Source organism: Pannonibacter indicus, from assembly GCF_001418225.1.
Taxonomy (GTDB): Bacteria; Pseudomonadota; Alphaproteobacteria; order Rhizobiales; family Stappiaceae; genus Pannonibacter; species Pannonibacter indicus.
The window spans coordinates 39,930-60,441 of sequence record NZ_LIPT01000017.1 but is presented as its reverse complement, the minus strand read 5'-3'; the positions used below and the strand labels follow the sequence as shown (position 1 = coordinate 60,441).

20 protein-coding genes, 1 tRNA gene, 2 pseudogenes and 1 other annotated feature are annotated in these 20,512 nt (G+C 63.4%); of the genes and pseudogenes, 8 read left to right on the top strand and 15 right to left on the bottom strand.

The window, feature by feature from the left end:
- Window positions 1-242: transposase (locus tag ASC48_RS17425; protein ID WP_055456965.1), on the bottom strand; the 242-nt coding region annotated here is incomplete at its 3' end.
- Between the two features lie 60 nt (window positions 243-302).
- Window positions 303-992, bottom strand: a complete 690-nt coding sequence (locus ASC48_RS17420) for a MotA/TolQ/ExbB proton channel family protein (protein ID WP_141659006.1) — start codon at window positions 990-992, stop codon at window positions 303-305.
- A 215-nt stretch (window positions 993-1,207) separates the two neighbouring features.
- Between ASC48_RS17420 and ASC48_RS20215 the strand changes: the two genes are divergently transcribed.
- The 3 genes and pseudogenes from ASC48_RS20215 to ASC48_RS20300 all read left to right on the top strand — a co-directional run bounded on the left by ASC48_RS20215 (window position 1,208) and on the right by ASC48_RS20300 (window position 2,423).
- Window positions 1,208-1,450, top strand: a complete 243-nt coding sequence (locus ASC48_RS20215; protein ID WP_244270100.1) for a type I restriction-modification system subunit M N-terminal domain-containing protein — start codon at window positions 1,208-1,210, stop codon at window positions 1,448-1,450.
- 18 nt (window positions 1,451-1,468) lie between these two features.
- Complete coding sequence (locus ASC48_RS20210; RefSeq protein WP_341860393.1) at window positions 1,469-1,975, top strand: N-6 DNA methylase; 507 nt, start codon at window positions 1,469-1,471, stop codon at window positions 1,973-1,975.
- Window positions 1,954-2,423 (top strand): annotated as a pseudogene (locus ASC48_RS20300) (HsdM family class I SAM-dependent methyltransferase). Before ASC48_RS20210 ends, ASC48_RS20300 begins: the two are co-directional and overlap by 22 nt.
- On the opposite strand, the gene ASC48_RS17410 reads toward ASC48_RS20300, so the two are convergent.
- From ASC48_RS17410 to ASC48_RS20025, 5 genes and pseudogenes are all read right to left on the bottom strand, one after another.
- Window positions 2,387-3,208, bottom strand: a complete 822-nt coding sequence (locus ASC48_RS17410; RefSeq protein ID WP_425270045.1) for an IS3 family transposase — start codon at window positions 3,206-3,208, stop codon at window positions 2,387-2,389. The pseudogene ASC48_RS20300 and the gene ASC48_RS17410 overlap by 37 nt on opposite strands.
- A 10-nt stretch (window positions 3,209-3,218) precedes the next feature.
- Window positions 3,219-3,335: a sequence feature (AL1L pseudoknot), on the bottom strand.
- Window positions 3,336-3,415: 80 nt separating this feature from the next.
- Window positions 3,416-3,562: pseudogene (locus ASC48_RS20295) on the bottom strand (IS3 family transposase); the annotation flags it as partial.
- Window positions 3,563-3,837: 275 nt separating this feature from the next.
- Window positions 3,838-4,923: an SH3 domain-containing protein gene (locus ASC48_RS17400; RefSeq protein WP_055456962.1), complete on the bottom strand. Its 1,086-nt coding sequence runs from the start codon at window positions 4,921-4,923 to the stop codon at window positions 3,838-3,840.
- A gap of 263 nt (window positions 4,924-5,186) precedes the next feature.
- Window positions 5,187-5,260: transfer RNA gene (locus ASC48_RS17395), tRNA-Gln, on the bottom strand.
- A 459-nt stretch (window positions 5,261-5,719) separates the two neighbouring features.
- The gene (locus ASC48_RS20025; RefSeq protein ID WP_167345152.1) at window positions 5,720-6,082 is read right to left on the bottom strand and encodes a hypothetical protein; all 363 of its coding nucleotides are present in this window, start codon (window positions 6,080-6,082) and stop codon (window positions 5,720-5,722) included.
- Window positions 6,083-6,226: 144 nt separating this feature from the next.
- Between ASC48_RS20025 and ASC48_RS19850 the strand changes: the two genes are divergently transcribed.
- The 5 genes from ASC48_RS19850 (at window position 6,227) to ASC48_RS17370 (ending at window position 12,083) form a co-directional block, all read left to right on the top strand.
- The gene (locus ASC48_RS19850; RefSeq protein WP_244270101.1) at window positions 6,227-7,603 is read left to right on the top strand and encodes a Ppx/GppA phosphatase family protein; all 1,377 of its coding nucleotides are present in this window, start codon (window positions 6,227-6,229) and stop codon (window positions 7,601-7,603) included.
- Window positions 7,600-8,346 carry an RlmE family RNA methyltransferase gene (locus tag ASC48_RS17385; RefSeq protein WP_055456960.1) on the top strand — a complete coding sequence of 249 codons (747 nt, stop codon included), beginning with the start codon at window positions 7,600-7,602 and terminating at the stop codon, window positions 8,344-8,346. The genes ASC48_RS19850 and ASC48_RS17385 overlap by 4 nt, the downstream gene beginning before the upstream one ends.
- Window positions 8,347-8,551: 205 nt before the next feature.
- Window positions 8,552-10,054 (top strand): IMP dehydrogenase, encoded by a 1,503-nt coding sequence (gene guaB, locus ASC48_RS17380; RefSeq protein WP_019966407.1) that lies wholly within the window; start codon window positions 8,552-8,554, stop codon window positions 10,052-10,054.
- Between the two features lie 70 nt (window positions 10,055-10,124).
- On the top strand, window positions 10,125-11,417 hold the full coding sequence (locus tag ASC48_RS17375; protein ID WP_055456971.1) for an RsmB/NOP family class I SAM-dependent RNA methyltransferase: 1,293 nt from the start codon (window positions 10,125-10,127) through the stop codon (window positions 11,415-11,417).
- Between the two features lie 165 nt (window positions 11,418-11,582).
- Window positions 11,583-12,083 (top strand): DUF4405 domain-containing protein, encoded by a 501-nt coding sequence (locus ASC48_RS17370; protein ID WP_055456959.1) that lies wholly within the window; start codon window positions 11,583-11,585, stop codon window positions 12,081-12,083.
- A 51-nt stretch (window positions 12,084-12,134) separates the two neighbouring features.
- On the opposite strand, the gene ASC48_RS17365 is transcribed toward ASC48_RS17370, so the two are convergent.
- From ASC48_RS17365 to topA, 8 genes are all read right to left on the bottom strand, one after another.
- Window positions 12,135-12,554, bottom strand: a complete 420-nt coding sequence (locus ASC48_RS17365; protein ID WP_055456958.1) for a hypothetical protein — start codon at window positions 12,552-12,554, stop codon at window positions 12,135-12,137.
- Between the two features lie 23 nt (window positions 12,555-12,577).
- Window positions 12,578-12,958 (bottom strand): NHLP leader peptide family RiPP precursor, encoded by a 381-nt coding sequence (locus tag ASC48_RS17360; protein ID WP_055456957.1) that lies wholly within the window; start codon window positions 12,956-12,958, stop codon window positions 12,578-12,580.
- Between the two features lie 34 nt (window positions 12,959-12,992).
- Window positions 12,993-13,382 carry an NHLP leader peptide family natural product precursor gene (locus ASC48_RS17355; RefSeq protein ID WP_141659005.1) on the bottom strand — a complete coding sequence of 130 codons (390 nt, stop codon included), beginning with the start codon at window positions 13,380-13,382 and terminating at the stop codon, window positions 12,993-12,995.
- A 329-nt stretch (window positions 13,383-13,711) separates the two neighbouring features.
- On the bottom strand, window positions 13,712-13,879 hold the full coding sequence (gene rpmG, locus ASC48_RS17350; protein WP_019966402.1) for a 50S ribosomal protein L33: 168 nt from the start codon (window positions 13,877-13,879) through the stop codon (window positions 13,712-13,714).
- Between the two features lie 164 nt (window positions 13,880-14,043).
- Window positions 14,044-14,790 carry an NUDIX hydrolase gene (locus ASC48_RS17345; protein ID WP_055456955.1) on the bottom strand — a complete coding sequence of 249 codons (747 nt, stop codon included), beginning with the start codon at window positions 14,788-14,790 and terminating at the stop codon, window positions 14,044-14,046.
- Between the two features lie 15 nt (window positions 14,791-14,805).
- Window positions 14,806-15,273: a DUF983 domain-containing protein gene (locus ASC48_RS17340; RefSeq protein ID WP_055456954.1), complete on the bottom strand. Its 468-nt coding sequence runs from the start codon at window positions 15,271-15,273 to the stop codon at window positions 14,806-14,808.
- 2 nt (window positions 15,274-15,275) lie between these two features.
- Window positions 15,276-17,645, bottom strand: coding sequence for a ribonuclease R (gene rnr / locus ASC48_RS17335; RefSeq protein ID WP_082440177.1), 2,370 nt, complete (start codon window positions 17,643-17,645; stop codon window positions 15,276-15,278).
- Window positions 17,642-20,392: a type I DNA topoisomerase gene (gene topA / locus ASC48_RS17330; RefSeq protein WP_055456969.1), complete on the bottom strand. Its 2,751-nt coding sequence runs from the start codon at window positions 20,390-20,392 to the stop codon at window positions 17,642-17,644. The genes rnr and topA overlap by 4 nt, the downstream gene beginning before the upstream one ends.
- Between the last annotated feature and the right edge of the window lie 120 nt (window positions 20,393-20,512).

Here is a 20,512-nt window from a genome sequence, read left to right as displayed (position 1 = left end):
TTGTCCAGCGTCAGATCCGCCACCGCCTTGCGAAGCCGTTCGTTCTCCTTCTGGAGATCCTTCAACTGCCGAAGCTGGTCACGGCTCATGCCGCCATATTGCTTACGCCACCGGTAGAACGTCAGCTCGGAAACGCCGATCTGGCGAACGGCATCCGCCATCGCCATGCCTTGGCCGCGCAAAACCTCAACCTGCCGAAGCTTCGTGACGATCTCGTCGGGCTTGTGTCGCTTGTTTGCCATTGTGGTCCTCCTTCAGGGTCAAAACCATACTTCAAGGTGGACCCGTTCAATGGGGGTGGATCAGGTCAGCTTGGACTCGATGATGTGGCAGAGCGCATGCAGCTTCTTGTCCACCTTGCCCTGCATCCGCCGGTACAAAACCGTGAGCATGATGGAACACAGAAGGCCAGTCAGCGACATGATGAACTTCGCCGAAGCAACCTTCAGCAGGTCCTGCATGGCGTGTGCTGTGATCTCCGTTTCTGCCGATATTCCATCCAGAGCGGAGATCAGGCCCAGGAAAGTGAAGAACAGGCCCATGCTGACAAAAAGGCCCGGCACGATTCGCCAGGAGCCGGGGCCAAAACCCAGATCATCGGTATTGAGAAAAACCGAGGGCCGCACAGCGTTGCGCAGCACGGTCACTCCATCTTCATCATGGGAAACAAGCGTTTCCCTGTATTCCCCCCAGGCGGTGGCCAGTGGCTTCCTGTAGCTGTCGCCCTCTGCCTCGGTCTGGATCGTTCCACCGATTTCGTCAATCTGGCTGCTGAAGTTGGATCCTTCCTCGCCATCCTGAACGATTTCGCGCATCCATTCGATGGATTCGGCCTGCCGCCATTTTTCGAGCCAGAAACGCGCGGCAAGTGCGGCAAGGGCAACGAAAAACAGCAGTGCAACAAGACCCGGTGTACCGTCCAGCTTCAGCAGACCGGCACAAAAAAGGATCGCGTTCTTGACCGGAACGCCGACAAAATCCACCCAACCCACTGTAAAAAGCCCCTATGCCCAGTTGCAACGCAAGAAAACACCTCGATTCAAACCGTTAACGAAATATGACACGGTTGGGAAGTGCACAATCGCAGGGCGAAGGACGGGTGCTTCCGGCAACGGGCGCGGCGGGTGTTGAAACAGTGGCTCAACCGGTTTGCCAGTAGTCCGCTCCTGTTACTGTGCGGGCAAAATCAGATTCGTGAAAGATGTGCATGTTGAGCGGTGAGATCCGCAGCAAGGCCGATCAGGTGTGGAATGCCTTCTGGCCCGGGGGTATTGCCAATCCGCTGGAGGTGATCGAGCAGATCACCTGCCTCCTGTTCATGCACGGGCTGGATGACCGGCAAACGCTGGCAGAGAACAAGGCGATGGCACTGGGGCGCCTCATGGAGCGGGTCAATTTCCCCGAAGGCGTCTATCGCACGTTGCGCGACGAAGAGACTGGCGCGGTGTAGGAGGAAGTCACCTTTGCCATGTTGCGCTGGTCCCGGTTCCGTCATGACGATCCGGCCCGCATGTTCTTCATCGTTTCGGAACATGTCTTTCCCTTCCTGCGCGAGATGGGCGGGAAGGGCACGGCCCATGCCGGGCACATGAAGGATGCCCGCTTCACCATCCCCACGCCAGGCCTCCTGGCGAAGGTGGTGGACATGCTGGAGGACATTCCGCTGGAAGCCTGCGACACCAAGGGCGACCTCTACGAATACATGCTGGGCAAGATTGCCAGCGCCGGCCGGAACGGCCAGTTCCGCACGCCGCGCCATATCATCAACCTGATGGTGGAATTGACCGCCCCGACACCGCATGACGTGATCTGTGATTCGGTCAGCGGCACCTGCGGCTTTCTAGTGGGGCAGGGGAGTATGTGCGTGACAACCATGCGGCGCTGTTCCGCGACAGCGAAGCGCGGGGGCTTTTCCGTTCCGGCATATTCCATGGCTACGACTTTGACCGCACCATGCTGCGCATCGGCTCCATGAACATGCAGCTGCACGGGGTGGAAGGGGCCGATATACGCTACCGTGACTCGCTCGCCTCCGCCCACGGCGACGATGCGGACAAATTTTCGCTGATCCTTGCCAACCCGCCCTTTGCCGGGTCACTGGATTTCGAGACCACCAGAGCGGATCTTCTGACGATCGTCAACACGAAGAAGACCGAGCTTCTGTTCATGGTCCTGTTCCTGAAGCAGCTGATGCCGGGCGGGCTGCCGTCATCGTGCCGGACAGGGTGTTGTTCGGCTCATCCACCGCGCACAAGGCTATCCGCAGGATGCTGGTGGATGACCACAAGCTGGACGCTGCCGTCAAGCTGCCGTCCGGCGTGTTCAAGCCTTATGCCGGTGTCTCGACTGAACCGCCCCGGGTTTGCCGGAGACCGTTTGGTTTAAGTTATGCGGCCATGACTGGCGCGTCCGGCATGGGGTAGTATCGTTCTTCGGCCTCGGCTGGCGGGATGTTCCCGATAGACTCCAGCAGCCGGCGGTGGTTGAACCAGTCGACCCATTCGAGCGTGGCGAACTCCACGGCTTCGAAGTTGCGCCATGGTCCCCGGCGTTGGATGACCTCGGCCTTGTAACGACCGTTGATCGTTTCTGTGAGAGCATTGTCGTAACTGTCGCCAACGCTTCCGGCAGACGGCTCGATGCCCGCCTCCGCCAGCCGTTCGGAATAGCGAATGGACACATATTGCGAGCCGCGGTCGGAATGATGAACCAGCCCGCCATGTTTGACGGGCCGGCGGTCATGAAGCGCCTGGTCGAGAGCATCGAGGACGAATTCCGCGCGCGCCGTTCGACTGTCCCGCCAGCCAACGATACGGCGGGCGAAGGCATCGATTACAAAGGCCACATAGACGAAGCCCTGCCAGGTCGCCACATAGGTGAAATCGGAAAGCCAGAGCATGGCCGGCGCGGGAGCCTTGAAGTGGCGATTGACGCGGTCGAGCGGGCACGGGGCAGACTTTTCCGATATGGTGGTTTTGATGGGCTTGCCACGAATGATGCCCTGAAGGCCCATCATTCTCATGAGCCGTGCGACGGTGCGGCGAGCAATATCGAAGCCCTCTCGCTGCAACGGCCGCCAGACTTTCCGAACGCCATAGACCTGGAAGTTCTCGTTGAACACCCTGCGTATCTCGACCTTCATGGCCATGTCGCGTCGGGCGCGGGCCGACAGGCGGTCTACATCCCGTGCGTTTGGCAACGACCTCATAATAGGTGGACGGGGCAATCGGCAAAAGCTTGCAGATCGGCTCGCCCCCGAGCACCGAACTATGTTCGTCGATGAAGGAAATCACCGCTTCAGTGGGCGGTCGAGCTCCGCCATCGCAAAATACGCGGAGGCCTTGCGCAAAATCTCATTTGCCTGACGAAGCTCCCGGTTCTCCCGCTCCAGAGCCTTCATCCTCTCGGCCACATCACTCGGCACACCAGCTCGCTTGCCGCTGTCGACCTCTGCTTTCTTCACCCACTCATTGAGCGTATGCGCCGAGCAGCCGATCTTGGCGGCTATCGAGCAAACGGCAGCCCAGCGGGACGGATGTTCGGCTTCATGCTCCGTCACCATTCGAACCGCGCGGGCGCGGACTTCAGGCGAAAATTTGTTCGTCCTCTTGCTTGTCATAGACCCTACTTCCCACGAGTTGGGGTCTCCGGCAAACCCGGGGCGGTTCAGCCCCTTGGAACGGCCTTCAATTCTGACCTCATTCAACAGTTGAACGAGCGGAGCAGACAGCGGTGAAGTCCGCAGCCTTCTATCGACGGCAGCAGACCTCGTTCACATAGGTGTTGCCAACGGTGACAAACGCATCGTCAGGCACAAGCGACCGCTCTTTGAGGCCCCTAAAGCAGTTGCGTAGCCTTATCTACGGGCAGCGTGTCCTGAAGGGCGATGGCATACCATTTGTTCGTCGCCAAGAAAGCAACGAGTGGAAGCTGCGAGGCCTTCACATAGCTCTGTGCTTCTTCGAAGTTGTCGAAGCTCTTCACCTGAATGAACCGGTCACCGAACGGCTTTTGGATGAACTGGTCAACCCGAACCCAATTGTGGTGGAGGTATCCCGTTCGCCCTTTCACCTTGACCCGATACCAGCGCTCACCAACGCCCAAGATCTCGACGGGCTCTCCGTTGCTGATGGCCATGATCTTTGCGGACGATTGGTCCTCGGCTGCACGTAGGAATTCCTTGCCCTTCGGAACTCTCAGGGCCCCGCTGGTGGAGAGGGGGATGGTGAAGCGAGCATCATCCGCTGCGATCCGGTAATCGGGGAGCGCTGCACCTGCCGAGGCCGGCTGGTTGGGTGCGCTTGGACTTTGAGGCTCCGCTGACATCGAGGTCTGAGGTGCGCTCACCCCGCCAGTAGTCACGCGATACTGCGCCATCTCGCTCTTCGACAGATATCGCATGTCGTCCCGCTCATATCGCAAGGATAGCTGTAAGAGCCCGGGGGCCACGCCCATCTCGGTCAAATAGGCGATGGTCTCAGCAGTCTGGTGTTGGATGTAGGAGACGGCGTCATCGACGGAGATCCCGGAAACGCCGGAGAACGAGGACTTGTGGACGCCGATGGAACCGGTTTCGGCGTAGCGCGAAACTCCACCCATGAAGGCCAAAGCACACGCAGAAACACATTCGAGAGATCGGGGTTGAAGCGTGGAAAGACCGAGCGACCGGATCAAGCGCCCAAGTTCGATTGCCTTAGAGGGATTTCCGCCGGGCGAGTTGAATACGACCGTCGAACCTTTGCCGCCCAGCCTTTGAACCGCCTGAACAAATGGCGTCAGATTGTCGGACGGCTCGAACACACCGGATACAAGAATGTAGGATTTCGTCGGATCGATGTCCTCGACCGAAACAGTAATCGCCCAACTCGGCTGACAGGCGGAAATGAGCCCGACAGCACCCAACAACACGCGAACGAAATACACTCGATCCCCAATCTACCTTGGGTTGCAGTGTGCCTAAGCCGCCATTCCTGGGTCAATCCGCGAGTGCAGGTTACGCGTGTGTCGTAAGGCTTAGTTCCCAGCAAAGGTCAGATGCAACAAACAGTCTGCCATGCATCGCAGCGCCAACGCTGTAAGGCCAGCAAATCAGAGACAGATTTTCACACAGCCGAGGTACATTCAGCGGTACCATTTGAGGTACGCGGCGCTTGCTAAACATTTGAATCTGAATGCTGATAGAAGGATGGCTGGGGAACCTGGATTCGAACCAGGACTAACGGAGTCAGAGTCCGTGGGTCTACCGTTAACCTATTCCCCAGTAGACGCCTTGTTGGCGGGCGGCGCCTGGTGGCGCTGCGATGAGGGGGCTTATAGCGGCTTGGGGGCGGGGGATCAACTGGGGAGCGGCAAAAAAATGAAACGGCTGTGCGCCTGTGGATGAATGATCTCAAGCGTTTGGAAAAATGGCGGAATCCGGCCCCCCGGAATCTGTCCTGTTTTTGCGGTGCCATATCCGCCGCCGTGACCGGCCGGTGGCGGTCCGCGCTGCGGATGCTGCGTCCGGGTTTTGCCGGCCGGTTTTGATGGGGCTCAGCTGTCGTTGCGTCTTTCCTGCCTCTTGCGCTTTGCCGCCTTTGCGCTGCGGCAGGCAAGCTGATACACTTTGTCCAACATTATCTTGTTGCGCGCGCTGTCCTCTTGAGGGGCTCCTCCTGGGTGACCGGCGCCGGCGCAGAAGGGCATTCAGGTGGAAGAGCACGGTCAGGAGGCTGCCCCGCTACGGGAGCGGCAGGCTGGTGCGGCTTCGGTTCAGGATGCGCGGTCCGGCAAGGGCCCGCGCAAGAAGCGCCGTTCCAAGGGCAGGGGCGGCGCCCAGAAGCGAATCGAGAACGGGCCAGTTGCGCCCGGACCGCAGGCGGAAACGTCTTCGGGGCCGCGTCCGGCAAAGAAGAAGCACAGGCGCCGTCCGCGCGCCGATCAGCGGCCCAATCGTGCCGAGCGGCGCGCCTGCCTTCAGGGCGGGGATGGTCCTGCCGCCGGTGGCGCAGAGCAAACCGCCAGTGCCAGAGCTGCCGGCCCCAAGGCTTCCAGTCCGCAGGGCGGGCATGGAGGTGCCGGTCATGTCGGGCGGAACGGGCAAACGGGTTCTGGTTCCGGTTCGGGTTCGGGTTCTGGCAACCAGCCGCGGCATGCCCGCGGCGGGCTCCCCGGTTTCAAGGGACGGAGCGCTGGCGCAGCTGCTGGGGCGTCTTCAGGGCCATCTTCAGGTCAGCCTTCCCATCAGCTGCATGACCTGCCGCAGTCTTACGGTTCCGGCACCAGAAACGAGGCAGGCCATCTTGCAGCGGGGCAGGCCGCCCATCCCGGCGCAGAGGCGGACGGGGCAGGCGGGCGTGGCCGCAGGCGGCGGCGCGGGCGCGGCGCTGCGCGCGGCGTGCAATCCGCATCCGCCCATCCGGCCCCGCGCGGGGCTTCAGGGCCTGATAAGGCTGGCGGGGAGCAGGCTGCTCACCCGGCTGCTCACAATGCCGCCCGGCAGGCTGCGGAGCCGGGCTCCCATTCGCGCCCCCGGCCGGGCCATGACCTGCCGCAGGTGCGCCGCTCCGGCTATGAGGCAGGGCGTTCCAGTGAGGCGGACGGCGATCTTTATGCCGCGCTTGACCTTGGCACCAACAACTGCCGCCTGCTGATCGCCAAACCGGATGAACGCGGCTTTCGCGTCGTTGATGCCTATTCGCGCATCGTGCGCCTGGGGGAGGGCGTGGGCGCCAGCCGCCGCCTCAGCGAGGCGGCCATGGAGCGCGCCATCGAGGCGCTGGACAGCTGCCACCGCAAGCTGGCGGAGCGCGGCGTGCGCCGCTCGCGCCTGATTGCGACGGAGGCCTGCCGCGCGGCGGAAAATGGCAAGGAGTTCATCGCCCGCGTGCAGCGGGAAACGGGGCTGGCGCTGGAAATCGTCAACCGGGAAACGGAAGCCCGGCTGGCGGTGGCGGGCTGCGCCTCGCTGGTGGACCGGGATGCGGATGGTGTGCTGCTGTTCGATATCGGCGGCGGCTCGTCGGAGATCGTCTGGCTGGATCTGCGCAACCGGGGCGGGGCGCGCGGCTATGCGCTGACGCGCTTCATCCGCGCCTGGGTGTCGCTGCCGGTCGGGGTCGTCAATCTGGCGGAGCGCCATGGCGGCATGGATGTGAGCCATGAAGTCTTCGAGGCGATGATTGATGATGTCAGCAGCCACCTCGATGGATCGGCGCTTGGCGCCGGGCTCCGCGAGGCGATGGCCTCCAGCAACATGCACATGCTGGGCACCTCCGGCACGGTGACGACGCTGGCGGGCGTGCATTTCGGCCTGCGCCGTTATGACCGGCGCCGTGTGGACGGAGCCTGGCTGGCGGATGAGGATGTGTCGGCCATGGTTGCCAAGCTGCGCGACATGTCCTACCGGGAGCGGGTGGAGAACCCTTGCATCGGTGCAGACAGGGCCGATCTGGTGCTGGCGGGTTGCGCCATTCTGGAAGCCATTCGCCGCCGCTGGACCTGCGCGCGCCTGCGCGTCGCCGACCGGGGCCTGCGCGAGGGCATTCTGACCGAACTGATGGCTGCGGATGGCGTATGGTCCCGCGGCGGACGCGGCCACAAGGGCCAGAAAGGAAAATCATGACAGGCGGCAAACGCGGAGCGGGTGATCGCGGTCTGCATGTGCGGGTGAAGACAGCGGCCAAGCGCAAGGAATCCTCCACGCGATGGCTGGAGCGCCACCTCAATGACCCCTATGTCCGCCGGTCCAAGATCGACGGCTACCGGTCGCGGGCGGCCTACAAGCTGCTGGAAATCGACGAGAAGCTGAACCTGCTGCGGCCGGGCCTGCGCGTTGTGGATCTGGGCGCGGCACCCGGCGGCTGGTGTCAGGTGCTGGCCGATGTGGTCAAGTCCACGCCGGAAGAGCCGCTGGTCGTTGGCATCGATTATCTCGACATGGACCATCTGCCGGGTGTCGTGCTGCTGAAGAAGGATTTTCTTGATGAGGACGCCCCGGACGCGCTGATCGCCGCCCTTGGCGGGCACAAGCCGGATCTGGTGCTGTCGGACATGGCGGCGCCCACCACGGGCCACCGCAAGACCGATCATCTGCGCACCACGCATCTGTTCGAGGTGGCGATTGATTTTGCGCTGACGAATCTGGCACCGGGCGGGGCCTTCCTTGCCAAGGTATTCCGGGGCGGCACGGAGAATCAGCTGCTGACCGGCCTGAAGAAGTCCTTTGAGTCCGTCGCCCACATCAAGCCGCCGGCCAGCCGCAAGGAAAGCCCGGAGCTTTACGTGGTGGCAAAGGGGTTCCGCGGCAATCGCGCCGCCTCCCGCGACCCGCGCCTGATGGAGGGCGAAGGAGACGGCGAGGACTGAGGTCCGGGCAGGGCGGCGGTGTGGCCGGATGGAAGACGGCTTCAATCATCCATTTGTCACAGCTTGTTTGTTTGCCCTTCCCAACCTGTCACCTGCGTGTTATTCACCCGCGCCAACTTCTCCGGCATTGCCGAAGCGCATCCTGCCGCCGCCGCCTTCCCAAGGGCTGGCGGGTTCCGGCATTTCAACTCAAGGGGAATTGGCCATGGCTTCATTTTTCGTTCCGACCACCGGCGTTGATGCGCTGACCTTTGATGACGTCCTGCTGATGCCAGGCCATTCGGAAGTCATGCCGGGCCAGACCGATGTACGCACCCGCATCACCCGCGGGATTGAACTGAACCTGCCGATCCTGTCCTCCGCCATGGACACGGTGACGGAAGCCCGCCTTGCCATCGCCATGGCCCAGGCTGGCGGCATCGGCGTGGTGCACCGCAACCTCACCCTCGACCAGCAGGCCGAGCAGGTGCGCCAGGTGAAGAAGTTCGAATCCGGCATGGTGGTGAACCCGGTCGTCATCGGCCCGGACGCCACTCTCAAGGATGCGCTGGACCTGATGAAGGCCTATGGCATTTCCGGCATTCCGGTGGTGGAAAACGGCGGCAGCGGCGGTCTGGTCACCGGCCGTCTGGTGGGCGTGCTCACCAACCGCGATGTGCGTTTTGCCACCAATCCGGGCCAGAAGGTCTATGAGCTGATGACGCGGGAAAACCTCGTCACCGTGCGCGATACCGTCAGCCAGGAAGAAGCCAAGCGCCTTCTGCACCAGCACCGCATCGAGAAGCTGCTGGTGGTGGACGATGCCTATAACTGCATCGGCCTTGTCACCGTGAAGGACATCGAAAAAGCCCATCTCAACCCCAATGCCACCAAGGACGAGCAGGGCCGCCTGCGCGTTGCCGCCGCCACCAGCGTGGGCGAAGAAGGCATGCAGCGGGCCGAGCGCCTGATCGATGCGGGCGTCGACCTTGTGGTGGTGGACACCGCCCACGGCCATTCGGCCCGCGTGCTGGAAATGGTCAGCAAGGTCAAGGCCCTGTCCAACGGTGTGCAGGTTCTGGCTGGCAACGTAGCCACCCGCGACGGCACCAAGGCGCTGATCGATGCCGGTGCGGATGCGGTGAAGGTCGGCATCGGGCCGGGCTCCATCTGCACCACCCGTATCGTAGCCGGTGTCGGCATGCCGCAGCTGACCGCCATTCTGGAAGCCTGCGACGAAGCCACCAAGCAGGGCGTTCCGGTCATTGCTGATGGCGGCATCAAGTATTCGGGCGATCTGGCCAAAGCGCTGGCCGCTGGCGCTTCGGCGGCCATGATTGGCTCGCTGCTGGCCGGCACCGAGGAAAGCCCGGGCGAGGTCTATCTGCATCAGGGCCGTTCCTACAAGGCTTACCGCGGCATGGGCTCGGTTGGTGCCATGGCGCGCGGCTCGGCCGACCGCTACTTCCAGGCGGAAGTGCGCGACACGCTGAAGCTGGTGCCGGAAGGCATCGAAGGCCAGGTGCCGTATAAGGGCCCGCTCTCCAGCGTGCTGCATCAGCTTGCCGGCGGCCTGCGCGCTGCCATGGGCTATGTTGGCGCCAAGACGATCCCTGAGCTGCAGGAAAAGGCCCGCTTCGTGCGCATCACCGGTGCAGGCCTGCGCGAAAGCCACGCTCATGACGTGACGATCACGCGCGAAAGCCCGAACTACCCGACGAATATCTGAGCATTTGACTGACACCGTCCTGCGCAGGAGCATGACGCCCTGCGCAGGACAACGGAACCGGAGTTGCATGATGAAGGACGGCGGACGCCTTGCAGCGGCGATCGAGGTGCTGGGTGAGGTGGAAAGCCGCCGCCGCCCGGTGCAGGAGGCCCTGAAGGACTGGGGCAATGCGCACCGCTTTGCCGGGTCGGGCGACCGCACCATCATTGGCAATCTGGTGTTTGATGCCCTGCGCCATCAGCTCAGCCTCGGCTGGCAGATGCGTTCGGGAAGCCCGCGTGCGCTGGCGCTGGCAACCTATGCCCGGCTCTGGGGCCAGGGTGTGCCGCGCCTCACCGAGGTGCTGGCCGATGACCGCCATGCCCCCGAAGCCTTGAGCGAAGAGGAAATTGCCTTCCTCTCCACGGACCGGGACGAGCCCGCGCCGGACCATGTGACCGCAGATGTGCCGGAATGGCTGTGGCCGATGTTCACGGATGCCTTTGGCGCGGCAGCTGTTGCCGAAGGGCAGGCGCTGGCCGCCCGTGCGCCGATTGATCTGCGCGTCAACACGCTGAAGGCCACACGGGAAAAGGTGCTCAAGCGCCTTGGCGAAGAGGGGGCGGTGGAAACCGGCCTGTCTCCGCAGGGCCTGCGTATTGCCCCGCGCCCCGGTGCATCCCGCATGCCGCATGTGCAGGCGGAAGAAGGCTACCGCAAGGGCTGGTTCGAGCTGCAGGACGAGGCCAGCCAGCTGGCCGCGCTCATCGCAGCGCCGAAGCCCGGCGAACAGGTGCTGGATCTTTGCGCCGGTGGCGGCGGCAAGACGCTGGCGCTCGCGGCCCTCATGGAAAACCGGGGCCAGATCTACGCTTACGATTCCGACCGGCTGCGCCTTGCGCCCATTCATGAGCGGCTTGCCCGTGCGGGCGCCCGCAATGTGCAGGTGCGTGATCCCAAGTCGTCCTCGCTGGAGGATCTGGAAGGGCAAATGGATCTGGTCTTCGTCGATGCGCCTTGCACCGGCACGGGCGTGTGGCGGCGGCGGCCCGATTCCAAGTGGCGCCTGACCGAAAAGGCCCTTGGCGAACGCATGGAAGATCAGGCCCGCGTGCTGGATACGGCGGCGCGTTTCGTCAAGCCGGGCGGGCGGCTGGTCTATGCCACCTGTTCGCTGCTGCCGCAGGAAAACGGCGGCCAGATCGAGGCCTTTCTGGCGCGTGACAGCCGCTTTTCGCGCGGCTCTGCCGTGGCCTCCTTCGAGGCCGTGCTGCCGGGCAAGGCCTTGCCGGCCCATGCCACGGCTGAGGGGCATCTGGTGCTCACCCCGGCCTCGACCGCGACGGATGGCTTCTTCGTCTCGGTGGTGCGCCGTACGGCTTGAAGCTGACAGGACCCGCCGCGCGGATATTGAGATCTTCGCGGCGGCATCCCTTTGATTACGTATCGTTACAATTGGATACGCGCACGGACAGGTGCCGGTGCTATGGAATCCGGAGCCAAGGGCAGCCGCGATCAGGCGCTGCCCGATAGCCAAAGGTTTCCAGTCATGCGCGATCTTCTTTTCCGATGGGCAACCCCGCTGACGGCCGGGCTGTTCCTCGTCTCCACCATTTCAGGTGTGGCCCTCTTCTTCGGCTGGCAGTCCGGCCTCTTCCACGAAATGCATGAAGTTCTGTCCATGGTGCTGCTGGCGCCTGTGGCCGTTCACCTGTGGCGCAACTGGAAGCCGGTGCTGGGCTATTTCCGCCGTGCCGCCATGCCGCTGGCTCTGGCAGGGAGCCTTGCCGCAGGCGGCTTCTTTGCGGCCGAAGCCTTGAACGGGCCGGGCCGCAGCGGCAATCCGGCCATGGCCATGGTGAAGGCGGTCCAGAGTGCACCGCTGTCGGCTGTCGCTCCGGTTCTGGGCCTCGAGGAGGCTGCGCTGATCGCAAGGCTTGAGGCGGCTGGCATCACAGGCGCTTCCGGTTCGGATACGCTCTCCAGCCTTGCAGCAAGCCGCGGGGAGGCGCCCATGGCCATGCTGGCGAAGGCAGTCACAGCTCCCTGACCGGTATGTGATCTGTGCGCGGCGCATCACGGCAGCCGCGCACCGGCTGGCTCACCACCAGGATGTGCCGTAATTGATGTTCCAGGTAAAGCTTGTGCCGGCGCCTGAGCCGCCCGGCAATGTGGACCATGCAATAGACGCGGGACCGCCGGTCTGCGGGCCCTTCTGGAAGATGAAGAAGCCAGAGCTGCCACTACCCGAATTGTTGATCGTGAGAGTGTAGCCGCCGGATGCGGCTGCCAGCTGTGCGTCGGACAGTTCACCGGGCAGGGGCGGCAGCACGAGCACCACCTCACCGGGCACTTCCTCGATGACACGGAAGGTCAGATCGCCCTTGGGCGCCTGTCCGAAGGCTTCACCTATGGCTTCAGCCGGGTTGCTGACGAGCCTTGCTCGAAACTCAGCATCACTTGCTGCCTTCTCACGCAGCAGGGCTTCACAGGCGAGACGGGCGGGAAGTGGCGTTGTCATGAGTTTGGTCCTTCATCGCCGGATCATCGGGGGAAGAAAGGGAAGCGGATCGAGTAGGGACTGCCATCCCAGCCCATGGCGTTGTTGCCATCGCCGGGGTGCTTCGTGTTTGCTTGGGTGACGGAATCGGTCACCTGCGCATTGACGGCGTAGCCGCCGGCTACGGCCTCCAGATCCTTGCCGGAAAGCTCACCTGCGCCCGCTGGCAGCACCAGCGCCACTTCGCCCGGTTTTTCCTCGATGACACGGATGCTGACGCCCGGCTGCGCAGCGATGCCGAAGGCAGCTTCCAATGCGGTGGCCGGATTGGCCAGTAGCGCGGCGCGGAAGGCGCTGTCCTCCGCTGCCTTGCTCTGGATGGCAGCTTCAAGTTCGATGCGGCTGGTGATGGACGGTTTTGTCATATTCAGGCCTTTGCCAGTTTTGCGTGAAAGCGTGTCAGCGCATGTTGCCAATCACAGGCGACCGGCCGAATACAGCGTTGTTGATATGGCTGACCAACGCTTCAAAGGCTGCCTGGCGTGCCGGAGAATTCAGGAAGGCCATGATTTCGGCCTGTGACGGCATGCCGCCGGAGACCTTGTCGAGATCCTGCGCGGACAGTTCATCGCGAGCTTCAGACGGAATGGCAGGTAAAACCAGAACGACTTCGCCGGGTTTCTCCTCAATGATTCTGATCTGCAGGCCAGGAATACCCTGCGATCCGAAAACCTCTTCAAGCAGCGTATTGGCGTCTGTCAGCAGCATAGTGCGGAAGGCAGGGTCCTCACCGGCCCTCGTGCGAATGGCCGTCTCCAGGGTCTGGCGGGTATCCAGCATCATATCCATCGGTTTCGTCTCCATGCCGTTTACATGTTCAGACAGTAGCGGCCGGAGAGGATACCCGGAGAGATAGACCTTGAAAGTTCCGGTAAGAGGGAGATGGCGAACGTTCAAAGCCATGGGCCGCATGATTGCGTCAGGGCCCAGTTTACAATGCATCGAGCCATCCCTTTCCGTCGTGCCATGACGGAGGTGAAAGAGAGCGCACAAACAGCAAGAAGCCCGCAAGGTGATACCTTGCGGGCTTCTTGAAGGAAGATCATGTCCTGCGCTCTGCCATGTGCGGCCACGGGGATGGCGCGGGCGAGGGCTCCGCCAGTGCGGAGCGGCGCGGATTACTTGATCTTGGTTTCCTTGAATTCGACGTGCTTCTTGGCAACCGGGTCGTACTTCCGCATGGACATCTTCTCGGTCATGGTGCGGGAGTTCTTCTTGGTCACGTAGAAGAAACCGGTGTCAGCGGTGGAAAGCAGCTTGATCTTGATGGTGGTCGCCTTGGCCATAGCCTTCGATCCTGTTCTGGTTAGTCCGGCAAACGCTCAATGCGGCCAGTCTCTGGCGCCCTTTGAGTTCGCTGCGGTGTCACGAAATCAGGGCGCAAACTACTCATAAGCCAGCCAAAGTCAAGCTCTGGCGCGGCCTCCCCGCAAAATTCCCCGGCAATGGCTCAGATCAGCTCCCGGGCGAAGCCGTTTCCACGTGCATAATAGAGCGGAACCGGCGTTTGCGGCGCCAGATCCGGGTCATGCGCAAGCCTTTCGGCAAGGTCAGAGAGTATCTTATGGGTGATGATGGGCAGGTCCGCATCCCGCGTTTCGTCCAGCGTCAGCCAGGCAATGTCCTCCAGTTCCCCTGATGGTCCGGTGCCCTGCGGCAGCCGGTCAGCGATTCCATCGGCAAAGACGGCCAGAAAGCGCGTGTCGAAGCGGCGCGGCCGGCCCGGCGGCGTGATGGCGCGGGCGACCATGCGCACGGGCGAAAGGTCCAGTTCGATGCCCCGTTCGGAGAAGGCCTGAAAATCGCCTTTTGCGGGCCACTGGCGCCCGGTCTTGCGGCCGATGAAGAGGCCGGCCTCTTCGTAGGTTTCGCGTACGGCGGCCACCGCAAGCGCCTTGAGGCGCGAGGGCGTCAGCTTGCCGCCCTTTGGCAGCACCGCGAGCTTGCGCTCCACCTCCGGATGATAGCTGGACGAGACAGCCACACGGGAATCGCCCGGATCGACCCGGCCGCCGGGGAAGACAAACTTGCCCGGCATGAAGGTGTGGCGCTGGTGGCGCTTGCCCATGAGCACGCGTAAGGCGCTGCCGCTGCGGTCGAGGATCAGCAGCGTCGAGGCGTCCTTGGGGCGGATATAGGCGTGGCCCGTGTGCGTCTGGGCTTCCTTGTGGAGGGCGGCAAGGCCTTCGTCATGCATGTCAGGCTCGGCTTCTCAGGGGCTGCGGTGGCTGGCAGCGGGATCGGGTTCGGGCAAGTCCTCGATGGATTCGGGGTCGAAGCCATGCATGTAGAGCGCCCATTGCAGCCCGATCAGAGCACCTTTGACCGGCCGCAGGAAGCCCAGTGAAAGGATGAGGGTCAGCGGCAGCCACAGCGCCATGTGGATCCACACGGCCGGACGCCAGGCAAATTCCACCGCCATCATGGCCGGCACGATGATGTGGCCGACGATGGTGATGGTGAAATAGGGCGGGGCGTCATCGGCGCGCTGGTGATGCAGCTCCTCGCCGCACACAGTGCAGGCCGGGTTCACCGTCAGATAGCCGTTGAAGATCTTCCCCTCTCCGCAGGCCGGGCAGCGGCAGGCAAAGCCGCGCAGGATTGCCTGTCCCACATTGCGTTTCGGCTTTTCACGAACAGGTTCCTCAGGGCCTCCCCCCGTCAGATACTGCAAGCCCATGACTACCTTTTCCCCCTCCGTCCCGGGGTGAAACCGCCCTTGCGGGCAGGTGAACTGCGCCCGCCCGGCCCTGATGAGCCGCCCTTCCGGCGTGCGCCCTTGGCGGTGATGCGCCCCTCGCTCAGCAGCGCAAAGCGCAAGGCTCCGGCAAAGGGGGCAGCTTCCACCAGCTCAACCTCCACCTTGTCACCAAGCTGATGGGTTTCGCCAGTCCTCTCGCCGATCAAAGCATGCGACGCTTCGTCATAGCGGTAATAGTCGTGGCCGATGGTCGAGGCCGGAATGAAGCCATCCGCGCCCGTGTCATCCAGCTTGATGAACATGCCCGACTTGACGACGCCCGCAATGCGGCCCGTGAAGCGGGCGCCGACGCGCTCGCTCATCCAGAGCGCAATCAGCCGGTCGATGGTGTCCCGCTCGGCCAGCATGGCCCGGCGCTCGGCGGCGGAAACTTCCGCACCGATGGCGGCGAGCTTGCCGCCGATTTCCTCCGGCAGGCCATCGGAGCCGAACCCCAGCGCCCGGATCAGTCCGCGGTGCACGATAAGGTCGGCATAGCGGCGGATGGGCGAGGTGAAATGGGCATAGCGGCGCAGGTTGAGGCCGAAGTGGCCGATGTTCTCCGGCGCATATTCGGCCTGGGCCTGCGAACGCAGGATCACTTCGTTGACGAGATGGGCCTGCGGCGTGTCCTTCACCTTGGCCAGAATGCCGTTGAAGGTGGCGGGCCGCAGACCGCCGGAGGAGGGCAGCTTCATGCCGAGGGTGGACAGGAAGTCCTTCAGCGACTGCAGCTTCTCCGGGCTCGACGCATCATGGATGCGGTAGAGCAGGGGCACTTTCCGCTTTTCCAGCGTTTCGGCAGCCGAAACGTTGGCCTGGATCATGCACTCCTCAATCAGCTTGTGCGCATCAAGCCGGTCCGGGATGAAGACATAATCGACCGTGCCATCCGCCTTCAGCTTGATCTTGCGCTCCGGCAGGTCCAGCTCCAGCGGCTCGCGGGCATCGCGGCCACGGGTCAGGCACTCATAGGCCGCCCACAGGGGCTTGAGGATGGGCTCCAGCAGCGGGCCGGTCTTGTCGTCTGTCTGGCCGTCGATGGCTGCCTGCGCCTGTTGATAGGAGAGCTTGGCGGCAGAGCGGATCAGCACCCGGTGGAAGGTGTGGGCGATCTTGCGGCCGGTCTTGTCGAAGACCATGCGCACGGCCATGGACGGGCGGTCAACGCCTTCCTTCAGCGAGCACAGGTCGTTGGAGATGCGCTCCGGCAGCATCGGGATCACCCGGTCGGGGAAATAGACCGAGTTGCCGCGCAGATGCGCTTCCCGGTCCAGCGCCGTGCCGGGCCGCACATAATGGGCGACATCGGCAATGGCGACGAAAACCACGTGACCGCCTTCGTTGGCCGGGTCTTCGTCAGCTTCCGCATAAACCGCGTCGTCATGGTCCTTGGCGTCTGCCGGGTCGATGGTGATGAAGGGAATCTTGCGCCAGTCCTCGCGCTTGCCCAGCGTCACCGGCTGGGCGCGCTCGGCCTCCAGTTCGACGGCAGCGGGGAAAACGTGGGGAATGCCATGGCTTTGCAGCGCGATTTCGGAGACGGCCATCTCCGATTTCAGCGAGCCAAAGCGGCGCACGATCCGGGCCTTGGGCGCGCCATAGCGGCCAATGCGGGTGATTTCGACGCTGACGAGATCACCATCCACCGCCTCCTTCAGGTCGGAGGTGTCGATGTCGAGTTCGCGCTGCTTGCGGTCGATCGGCTCCAGATAGGGCGGCATGTGCCCGGCGCGCTCGCGCAGGATGCCAAGGATGGCGCCCTGCTGGCGCTCCAGCAGCTTCAGAACCCGTGCGGCGTGGGCAGCCTCCGGGCCGGGATCAAGATCGGCAAGGCGCACCAGCGCCCGGTCACCAATGCCCGGCGTTGCGCCACGCGGCGTGTCGCGGCCCGGAAGCACCAGCACTTTCGGCGGGTCGCCTGCCTCTTCGTCCCAGTTCACGGGCTCGCCCAGCAATTCGCCATGGGCATCGCGGGCGTTGAGATAGACCACGAAAACGGGGGGCAGGTCGCCGGGGCGGATCAGGCGCTTCTGCCGCTTTTCGACGACGCCTTCCTCGGCCAGATCCTTGAGGATGCGCTTCAGCTGGATGCGGGCGGCGCCGACAATGCCGAAATGGCGCGCCACTTCCCGCTTGCCCGCCTTACCCGGATTTTCCGCGACAAAGGCGAGGATGTCTTCGCGCGAGGGAAAGGCACCCGGCGTCTTGGCCGGTTTTGCGGCCCTGCCGCCGGGTTTTGCTGCGCTCTTGCGGATGCGGGCGGGGCGCTGATCGGATGCGCCGCCGCCATGGGTGCGTTTCGTGGTCAATTGGCCTCGTCTGCGGCAGTGCTGCCGGCTTTGGATCTGCTCTTGGCAGGCGCTTTCGCGGCTGTTGTCTTTACCGTTGCGGTTTTCGCCCTGGCTGCCGTGGTCTTCTTCGCGGCTGCCTTCTTCGGTGCGGTTTCGCCGTCCTCAGCCTTTTCAGCTTTTTTCGGGGCAGCCTTCTCGGTGGCGGCCTTCTTTGCGGCCGGCTTCTTGGCTGCAGCCTTCTTGCTGGCGCCCTTGGCCGCAATCAGCTCCAGCGCCTGTTCCAGCGTCACCGCCTGCGGATCGGTGCCCTTGGGCAGAGTGGCGTTGACCTTGGCCCAGTTGACGTAAGGCCCGTAACGGCCATCGCGCACGGTGATGGGTCCGCCATCGGGATGCTCGCCCAGTTCCTTCAGCGCGGCAGGAGCCGCCCGGCCACGGGCACCCTTGGCGCGCTTTTCCGCCAGAAGATCGACGGCGCGGTTGATGCCGGCCGAGAACACCTCATCGGCGGAAGAAAGGTTCGCATAGGTGCCATCATGCAGCACGAAGGGGCCGAAGCGCCCGATGCCGGCTGAGATCATCTTGCCGTCTTCCGGATGCGGTCCAATTTCGCGGGGCAGGGACAGAAGCTGCAAGGCCTTGTCCAGCGTGATATCCGCCGCAGACCAGCCACGGGGCAGGGAGGCGCGCTTGGGCTTGGCTTCCTCGCCCAGCTGCACATAAGGGCCAAAGCGGCCGGTGCGCAGGGAGACCTCCAGCCCGGTGGCCGGATCGGTGCCCAGCACCTTCGGGCCATCGGCAGCCGCTTCCCCATCCTCGCCCTCGGTACCGCGGGCCAGCTGGCGGGTGTAGCTGCATTCGGGATAGTTGCTGCAGCCGATGAAGGCGCCGAAGCGGCTGACCTTCAGCGACAGCTGGCCGGTGGCGCAGGACGGGCAGGCACGCGGGTCCTTGCCCTCTTCCTTCACGGGGAAGATATGGGCCGCCAGCAGCTCGTTCAGCGCGTCGATCACCTGGGCAACGCGCAGGTCCTTCGTCTCGTCCACGGCGGCGGAGAAATCGCGCCAGAAGGTGGCCAGCACCTCGCGCCAGGACAGTTCGCCGGCGGAAATCCGGTCAAGCTGCTCTTCAAGGCTCGCGGTGAAGTCAAACTCCACATAGCGGGAGAAGAAGCTTTCCAGGAAGGCCGTAACGATGCGGCCCTTGTCCTGCGGCACCAGCTGCTTCTTGTCGAGATCCACATATTCGCGGTCGCGCAGGGTCTGCAGCGTCGAGGCATAGGTGGAAGGCCGGCCGATGCCCAGCTCTTCCATCTTCTTGACGAGGCTGGCTTCGGTGTAGCGCGGCGGCGGCGTGGTGAAATGCTGGCTGGCATCGATACCCGGCTTGCCGTCAACGGCGGCAAGGCTCAGCGGCGCGCCATCGTCCACGGCCGGCAGGCGGCGGGAATCTTCGTCCTCATCGTCATCGCGGCCTTCCTGATAGAGCGCGAGGAAGCCGTCAAAGCGGACAACGGAGCCGGTTGCGCGCAGGGCGGCATGCTTGCCGGAGCCGCTGGCGCCGATATCGATGGTGGTGCGCTCCAGCACGGCCGACTCCATCTGGCTGGCCATGGTGCGCTTCCAGATCAGCTCGTAAAGCCGGGCCTGATCGGGATCGAGGAAACGGGCCACATCGCGCGGGCGGCGGCCAAGGTCGGTCGGGCGCACGGCTTCGTGCGCTTCCTGGGCGTTCTTGGCCTTGGAGGAATAGAAGCGCGGCTTTTCGGGAACGTATTTGTCGCCGAAGTCGCTGCCGATAACGCGGCGGGCAGCGGCAATAGCTTCGCCCGCGATCTGCACGCCGTCGGTACGCATATAGGTGATGAGACCGGTGGTCTCGCCGCCGAGCGTGATGCCCTCATAAAGCTTCTGTGCCACCTGCATGGTGCGGGACGCTGAGAAGCCGAGCTTGCGCGAGGCTTCCTGCTGCAGCGTCGAGGTGGTGAAGGGCGGCTGCGGATGGCGCTTGGCGGGCTTGGAGACGACGCTCTCCACCCGGTAGCTGGCGCCTTCCAGCATGCGCTTGATGGTCTGCGCCTGCTCTTCGGTCTTGATGTCGAGGCGGCCGAGCTTCTTGCCGTCAAAGCCCACCACGGAAGCGGTGAAGCCATCGCCCTTCGGTGTCTTCAGGCTGGCGAGGATCGACCAGTACTCTTCCTTGACGAAGGTTTCGATCTCCATTTCCCGGTCGCAGATGAGGCGCAGCGCCACGGACTGCACACGTCCGGCAGAGCGCGCGCCCGGCAGCTTGCGCCACAGGACGGGGGAGAGGGTGAAGCCGACGAGATAATCGAGCGCGCGGCGGGCGAGATAGGCATCCACCAGCGGTGTGTCGATCGGCCGCGGGTTCTTCATCGCCTCCAGGATCGACTGCTTGGTGATGGCATTGAACACGACGCGCTCGACCGGAATGTCCTTGAGCACCTTCTTCTTCTGCAGCACATCCAGCACGTGCCAGGAAATCGCCTCGCCTTCGCGATCCGGGTCAGTTGCAAGGATCAGGCGGTCGGCGCCCTTCACGGCGCTGGCGATCTCGTTGAGCCGCTTCTGGGACTTGCTGTCCACCTCCCAGATCATGGCAAAGTCCTCGTCGGGACGGACGGAGCCTTCCTTCGCCGGCAAGTCGCGCACGTGACCATAGGACGCCAGAACGTGATAGTCCGATCCCAGGTATTTGTTGATCGTCTTGGCCTTGGCCGGCGATTCCACAATGACGATGTTCATCACAATCCAGAAGCTGGTGAGCGGGCCGTGACCAGATTGTCCGGCCGTTTCCGCTGCAAATTCTTGTTCCCCCGGCAACGATCAAGGATCGAAAGCCGCCTGTCAAATGACCGTTTGTGA